Below are 8,697 nucleotides of genomic sequence, written 5' to 3' on the forward strand. Positions count from 1 at the left end.
AGGGACTGTGCTGCCCAGTGCATCGCCACCAGCGACGACGAGCATGCCGTGTCCACCGTGACCGCGGGACCCTCCAGACCCAACACATACGACACACGACCAGAGAGCACACTTTGGGCCCCGCCGGTCATCATCGCGCCATGCGCCGACCTGTCGGAACGAGCGACCAGTTCACCGTAACTGGAGTGGTAGCTACCGACGAACACCCCAGTCTGGCTGCCTCCGAGGGTGACCGGGTCGATGCCCGCGTGCTCCAGTGCCTCCCAAGATGTTTCGAGCAGCACCCGCTGCTGCGGGTCCATGGCGAGCGCCTCCCGAGGCGAGATGCCGAAGAACCCGGCATCGAAGTCCGCCGACGTCGTCAGGAAACCGCCTTCGCGGGTCACCGTAGTTCCCGGACGCCCGGCCGGGTCGTAGAGACGGTCGAGGTCCCAGTCACGATCTTTAGGAAATCCGGAGACGGCATCGGTGCCGAGAAGCGCAAGGTCCCATAGATCGTCCGGGCTTGCGACGCCGCCAGGGTAACGGCATGCCATACCGACCACGACGATAGGGTCGTGGGCACCGACCGGAGCCAGTCCGGCAGCCAGTGATACCGACTCTGTGGACCCGAACTGAGTAGCTAGATACGTCGCCAAACGGGTCGCGGTCGGGTAATCGAACACGAGCGTAGCGGGCAACGTCAACCCGGTTGCGGTCTGCAGCCGGTTGCGCAATTCTACTGCGGTCAGCGAGTCGAACCCAGCGTCGCGGAAGGCGAGCGTTGGCGCGACAGCGTCCCTGCTTGCATGTCCCAGAACGACGGACACATGGTCGCGCACCAACGTCAGCAAGTGGGCAAATTGCTGAGGCGCGGTCATCCCGGCGAGGCCGCCAACGGCAATCCCCGTATCCTCACCCGCTGCGGTACGGCGGGCCCGGGAACCGGCGATCCCTGCGAGAATCGGCGGCACATTCTCCTGCCCGGCAAGCCGAGCAGCGTCCACCCGCACCAGTCCGATCAGCGGCTCATCCGCCGCGAGCGCGCGGTCAAACAACCGCATACCTGCGGCGACACTCAGCGGCGGCATCCCGGATCGTTGTAAGCGCGCGATCTCCACTTCCGTCAGGGTGCCTGTAAGGCCGACTTCCGGAGTCCACGGCCCCCACGCCATCGAGATTGCGGGTAGACCGTCGCGGTGCCGGATCGCCATCAAGGCGTCGATGAAAACGTTAGCGGCAGCATAGTTGGCCTGGCCCGGCGCGCCGATCAGCCCGGACATCGACGAAAATACAGTGAAAACATCCAAATTCAGATCTCGCGTCGCGTTATGCAGATTCCACCCCGCATCTACCTTCGGCGACAACACAGGGTGTAAGCGTTCAGGCGCTAACGCCGACACGACGCCATCGTCAAGGACTGCGGCGGTGTGTACTACACCGGCGAGCCTCGTGCGATCGGCGATCGACGCGACCACACCGGCGACCGCTTCAGGGTCGCTGACGTCACAGGCCACCACTTCCACTCGGCTGCCTAGCTCAGACAGCTTGTCTGCCAACCGGTCGGCTCCCGGTGCCTTAGTCCCGCGGCGGCTGACCAGCACGAGGTCGCGCACCCCGTGCTCGGCCACCAAATGCTGGGCCAGGATACCGGCCAGACCGCCGGTCCCACCGGTGATGAGTACTGCACCATCTCCGAACATCGGGCCGACCCGAAGCACGATTTTGCCAATATGCTTGGCCTGGCTCATGAACCGGAACGCTGCCGGCGCCCGACGCACGTCCCACTGTCGGACTGGCAAAGGCTTCAGTGCGCCGGACTCGAAAAGCACCAGCAACTCTGCGAGCATGTCTCGTACTCGATCGGGCCCGGCCTCGATCAGGTCGAACGCCCGGTAGCCGATGCCGGAAGCAGCAGCGACCGCGTCAGCATCTCGTACGTCCGTCTTGCCCATCTCAATGAATCGTCCACCGGCCGCCAGAAGCCCTAGCGACGCGTCCACGTACTCACCGCTCAGCGAGTTCAGCACGACGTCTACGCCTCGGCCGTCCGACACTCTTCGGAACACATCTGCGAAATCCAGCGACCGCGAGGAAGCCACCCTGGCCTGGTCCACGCCTAGGTCGCGCACCACCGGCCACTTCATCTCACCGGCGGTCGCATAGACCTCAGCCCCGAGATGCTGCGCAATCTGAACCGCGGCCATACCCACCCCGCCCGCTGCGGAATGGACCAGCACCCGCTCGCCGGGCCGGAGATCACCTAGATCCACCAGGCCGTACCACGCAGTCAGGAACACCGTCGGCACCGACGCAGCAACCGCGAATGACCACTCGCGGGGAATCCTGACAAGCAGGCGGTGGTCCGTCACGACAGTCGGGGCGAATGCACCGGCAGCCAGACCCATGACCCTGTCGCCGATTGACAGGTCATATACCTCTGAACCGACTTCGGTCACCACGCCGGCGACCTCGGCGCCTAACGGAACGGGATCCCCTGGGTACATTCCTAGCACGTTCAGCACGTCCCGGAAGTTCAATCCCGCGGCGTGGACCTCGATACGAACATCGCCAGGACCCAGATCGCTGAGCTCGCACGGCAATAACCGCAGCCCTCCCAAAGTGCCCTTGCCCGTCGCTTCGAGTCGCCAGGCCGGGCCGTCGGGAATCGTGAGGCCGTCATCAAGAGAGGCCAGTCGGGCGATATAAATCTCGTCGTCTCGGACAACAACCTGGGACTCGCCGGTAGCCAACACAAGTGCAGGGAGATCCAGGGACAACTCCCCTGCGATGTCAGCGAGAACGATCCGGTCTGGGTGCTCGGCCTGCGCAGAGCACAGCAAACCCCACACCGCAGCAGCCGCGGGATCGACATCCCCGGCAACCGCCACTGCACGCCGTGTAACCACCAGCAGTTGCGACTGGCCGAACCGCGGTTCGGCCAGCCACGTCTGCACCTGGTCCAGCACCCACGCGCACGAACGGTGTGCGGCTGGAACCGGATCGTCCACACAGGACACCGCGAGCACTACCAGCCCGGCATCGGAAACGTCCCGCACGTCACCATCAGCATCAGGACCTGTCACGATCCCGGCTATGACAACCTCGACTGGTTCGGTGGGTAGCGGCTTACTGGACCACTGCACACCCAGGATCAGTTCGTCGCGCTCCCCCACAGTCGTGGGCTTGAATGCTTCCCGAGTCACCGGACGCAGGACCACTGAACCCAGCGACATCACGGGGTCGCCCGCGGCGTCGGCTACCGCCACTGTCAGGGATTCGGGTCCGGTCCTGGTAAGGCACGCCCGTACCCGCGTCGCACCGGTGGCATGGAGGACAATATTGGAGAAGCTGAATGGCAACCGTCCATGCTCGGCGGGAGCCAGTCCAGCAAACGCTGAAGCGTGCAGCACAGCGTCGAGGACCGCGGGGTGAATGCCGAAGCTGGACGCCTGCCCGTGCTGATCCTCGGGCAGCACTACGTCGGCGAACACCTGGTCGCCATTGCTCCACACCTGCGTTAGCCCACGGAATGACGGCCCGTACTGGAACTCCCCACCGGTGGTCCGCTCGTACAGCCCAGCCAGGTCGATCTCCACTGCCGCGGGAGGCCATGTCTCCGACAGCGGGCCAGGCTCGGCGATACTGGGGTCCTCGGCCAGAACACCACTGGCGTGACACACCCACTCTGTCGCACCGTCGAAACGACTGAACACCGACACCTGCCGGGTGCCCTGGGCACTTGTGCCGGGTTCGTCAACCATTACCTGTATCTGGACTCCGCCGCGCTCGGGTAGCACCAGCGGCACCTCCACAACTAGCTCCGCCACCCGCGGGCAGTCGACCATGTCACCTGCGCGCACCAAGAGCTCGACAAATCCAGTGCCCGGGAAAACGATCGCCCCGCCGACTGCGTGGTCAGCCAGCCACGGTTGTGTGCCGACCGAAAGGCGTGAGGTTAATACGACCCGGCCGTCCGGCATCGAAAGCACCGCGCCCAGCACCGGGTGTCCGATCGGCTCCAGCCCGGCACCTGCTACGTCGGCGTCCGTGGTGCCACCGGATGGCCAAAAGCGTTGATGTTGGAAGGCATAGGTCGGCAGATCCACCCGCTGCGGTGTCTGGTCTGCAAACAAACCCTCCCACGACACCGGTACACCACGTGTGAACAACTGTGCAGCTGACAGCAGCATGCGGTCCGAGCCACCATCGTTGCGGCGCAACGTCCCGGTTACCACGAAGCCGGTGTCGTTCGAGCGGTTTGCCAGTACGTCCTCGACGGGCACAGTGAGCACTGGGTGCGGGCTCACCTCAACCCACGCTGCGAATCCAGCACCAGCCATCGCCTGAGTCGTCTCCTCGAACCGAACCCGCTCGCGCAGGTTCCGGTACCAGTACTCAGCATCCAAGGTGGCCCATACGACCAGCGTTCCTGTCACAGTCGAATACATAGGCACTACGCCAGGCAATGGCTTGACCGGGGCGAGGTCACGGAAGAGACGGGCCCGGATGCGCTCGACTGCCGAGGAATGCGATGCGTAGTCGACCGGGATGGCCTTGGCGTGAACGCCAATCTCCTCGCAGTGTGTCATCAACTCATCGAGTGCATCAGCAGCGCCGGACACCACAACTGCACCCGGGCCATTGACCGCGGCGATCGAAATCCGATCACCCCATCGCTCGGAGAGCCCACATGCCTCGTCCGCCGACAGCTGTAGTGCGACCATCCCCCCGTCACCAGCCAACTCGGCGGCGATCGCTTGGCTGCGCAGAGCCACGACTCGGGCGCCATCCGACAGGGTCAACATGCCAGCAACGCAGGCGGCTGCAATCTCGCCTTGGGAGTGCCCCTGCACGGCCGCGGGCCGGACGCCGTAGGACTCCCAGAGACGGGCCAACGACACCATGATTGCCCAAAGCGCGGGCTGCACAACATCGACCCGTTCCAGCATTACCGGATCGCGCACAACGTCCAGTAGCGACCAGTCGACGAATTCTGACAAGGCGTCAGCGCACTCGCGCATCGACTCGGCAAAGACCGGCGACGTGCCAAGCAGCTCGACGCCCATCCCTGGCCACTGTGCCCCCTGGCCAGGGAACACGAACACGACCTTGCCCCGGACGTCGGCGACCCCGTCGACGATGTTTCGAGCTGGTTCACCGGCTGCCAGCGCGACTAGACCCGACTCGAGTTCTTCGCGGTTCACGCCGGTCACCACGGCACGATGGTCGAACAGCGACCTGGTATGCAACAGCGACCAACTGACGTTTTGGACGACGAGCGATTTGGCGTCCCGGACATACTCCAGGAGCCTCACCGCCTGGCTCGTGACCGCGGCCGCCGATCGGCCGGAAACTGCCCAGATCGTCTCAGTCGGTTCCCCGGCACCCCTGTCCTCCATCTCGGACTCAGAGACCCCTGGCACGGGGACGGCTTCGAGAATTAGGTGCGCATTCGTACCCGACACGCCGAACGAGGAAACTCCGGCACGCCGGGGACGCCCAGTCTCGGGCCAGGGCTGCTCTTCAGTGACTAGCCGCACACTGCCCTGGTCCCAGTCCACGTGAGTGCTCGGCTGATCGACATGCAATGTGCGGGGCATAACGCCATGGCGCATCGCCTGCACCATTTTGATCACACCGGCGACACCGGCGGCGGCCTGACTGTGCCCGATGTTCGACTTGATCGAACCGAGCCACAGCGGCCGATCAATTGGGCGGTCGAACCCGTAGGTCGATAGCAGCGCTTGTGCCTCGATCGGGTCACCCAGTTCGGTACCAGTACCGTGCGCTTCGACTACATCGACATCAATGGGCAGCAAACTCGCCGCGTCAAGGGCCTGGCGGATTACACGCCGCTGAGAGGGCCCGTTCGGCGCGGTCAACCCGTTCGACGCACCATCCTGGTTCACCGCTGACGACCGCACCAACGCCAGCACCTCATGCCCATTGCGGCGCGCGTCCGAGAGGCGCTCCAAAATTACTACCCCGGCGCCTTCGGACCATCCTGTTCCGTCAGCGGACTCGGCGAACGCCTTGCAGCGGCCGTCTGGGGCGAGCCCACCCTGGCGAGTGAATTCAAAGAAACCGTCCGGGTGCACCATGACGTTAACCCCGCCGGCGACCGCAAGTGAACACTCACCCAATCGCAGCGATTGACTGGCCCAGTGGATCGCGACCAGTGACGACGAGCATGCGGTGTCAACAGTCACCGCCGGGCCTTCCAAGCCCAGGACGTAGGACACGCGTCCGGAGATCACGCTGAGCAACCCACTGGTGAGCCGGTGGTTCTCGGTTTCTTCCAGCCCGCGAACCGCCTCGTGATAGCCCGACGACCCGGCGCCGACAAATACCCCGGTCGAGGACCCGGCCAGCGTCAGGGGGTCAATCCCGGCGTGCTCCAGCGCTTCCCACGCGACTTCGAGGAACAACCGCTGTTGCGGGTCCATAGCGAGTGCTTCACGAGGCGAGATGCCAAAGAACACAGGGTCGAAGTCCGCAGCAGAGTCTACGAACCCTCCTTCTCTGGTAACCGAGCACCCAACCCTGTTGCCGGTCGGATCGTAGAAACCATCGACGTCCCAGCCACGGTCCGTCGGGAACCTGGTCACCGCGTCCGTTCCGGACGCAACGAGATTCCAGAGGTCTGCGGCACCGGCAACCCCCCCGGGATAACGGCACGCCATGCCGACGATGGCCAGCGGCTCAGCGAGCTTGTCCTTCAGCTCCTCGAGCTGACGCTGCACTTCGCGGGAGTTTGCCACGGCTTGCTTGAGGTAGGCACGGAGCTGGTCTTCATCGGCCATGAGATGCTGCACCTTCGCTGTATCGGTTGGTCATTAGTGATCACGGGCGGGCGGCGTCTCGACCATCCAGGTGCTGCCCTCAGCGACCATGGAGAACAGCTGATCGTCAGTCGCACCGTCAAGGTCACTGTCTGCCGCTGACACCCCGGCGCTGAGCAGCTCGCGCAGCTCCTGGACCATTAGTTCAACGTCGCTGCGTGCGGCCGGATCCGTTGCGAGCGCTCGCAGCCGGTTGCGCAGCCGTACGAAATCTTCGGCCGCATTGGAACCGGTGGACAGCGAGATGTCGAGGTGATCGATCAGGCGCGCCGGGGTCGGGTAATCGAAAACCAGCGTCGCGGGCAAGCTGAGACCAGTGACAGCTTGCACTTGATTGCGGAACTCAACTGCGGTCAGCGAGTCGAACCCAGCGTCCCGGAACGACCGTTCAGAGACGATGTCCCGGCTGCTGCCGTGGCCCAGCACTGCGGCGGCATGGTCGCAGACGAGCTCGGTCAGCCGGTCACGGCGCTGCTCAGCCGACAATGCCGACAACTCCTCAGCCGCGCCTGTGTCTTGCTCGTTGACTGGGGTGGCCGCCTCTGGGATGAGGTCAAACAATTTACTCGGCCGCACCACTGTGAACGCGGGGACCAGACGCGACCAGTCAACGTCGGCCACCGTCATCGAAATCTCATACTGTTCCAGCGCTCGCTGGAGCGCCATGACTCCCAATTCAGGCCGCATGGGATGGACGCCCAGGCGTGCCAGGTAACGGGAGTGCTCGGAATCGCCGACCACCATGCCAGCGTCAGCCCAGGTACCCCAGGCGATCGAGGTCGCCACCCTGCCTCGAGAGCGCCGGTACTGCGCGAGACCGTCCAAAGTGGCATTCCCGGCCGCATATCCACCTTGCCCAGCGCCACCCCACGACGCGGCGCCGGAAGAGAACAAGACGAAGGCGTCCAGCGCAAAGTCGGCCGTCAGCTCGTCCAATAACAGAGCACCGACGGTCTTAACCTTTAGTTCGGCCGCGAGCTGATCGTCAGTCAGCTCAGTCAGCGGCGTCAACGCATTGCCGACGCCTGCCGCGTGCACGATGGTCCGCAGCGGTGCTGTGTCAGGCACTGCCGCCAGCGCTTCGATTAACACCGCCCGGTCGGCGACATCGCCCGCGAGAATAGTTACCCCGGCTCCAGCGGCCTCCAACTCGGCACGCAGCTCGTGGGCGTCTGACGCATCAGGGCCGCGCCGAGATAACAGAATGACGTGCTCGGCACCACGTTCGACTACCCATCGCGCCACGTAACTGCCAAGGCCCCCGGTGCCCCCGGTGATCAACGCTGTGCCGCTTGTGCACCACGGCCGCGCGGAACCCTGCAGTGGTCGGTGAGTGAGACGACGTGCCAGCACCCCGCCGGAGCGAACAGCGACCTGATCTTCACTGGTACCGAAGACCCCGGGCAGCCTCGACAAGGCAGCCTCGTTCAGTTCTTCGGGCAGATCCACCAGGCCACCCCACGACCCAGGTAGTTCGAGTGCGGCTACCCGGCCGAGGCCCCAAACAGCGCTTGGCCAGGCGTTAGAAACCTTGTCGCCGAACTGTGCAGCAACCGCACCGCGGGTCACCACCCATATACACGCACCCGATTCGCTTACCGCCTGCAAGATCCGGAGGATCGTGGCAGCGTCGTCCTCACCATGTACTGGTAGCAGCGACACGACTCGCGAATACCCCGCAATCTTAGAGGGGAGTCCCACATCAGCAGAGGTGACAATGGTGTTCGGACCGAGCGCATCCAGTACCGCCGCAATCCACGGGTCATGTACGCCGGCTGGTACGACCGCGATAACCGACTGTGACTCAGCGGGTAGTTCGTCGACCGTGACCCAGCTGTCGCTGTAGCCCCACTGCTGGACCTCGGTTTCCCGA

At 64.4% G+C, this 8,697-nt stretch carries 2 protein-coding genes; both read right to left on the bottom strand.

Annotated elements, in window-relative coordinates; genetic code table 11:
• Window positions 1-6,785 (bottom strand): SDR family NAD(P)-dependent oxidoreductase (locus tag ACIP5Y_RS47905; protein ID WP_400360518.1); only part of this gene is annotated, 6,785 nt, incomplete at its 3' end.
• Window positions 6,786-6,818: 33 nt separating this feature from the next.
• On the bottom strand, window positions 6,819-8,697 hold a 1,879-nt coding region (locus ACIP5Y_RS47910), incomplete at its 5' end, for a beta-ketoacyl reductase (protein WP_400360519.1).

It is taken from the genome of Nocardia sp. NPDC088792 (assembly GCF_044750615.1).
Taxonomy (GTDB): Bacteria; Actinomycetota; Actinomycetes; order Mycobacteriales; family Mycobacteriaceae; genus Nocardia.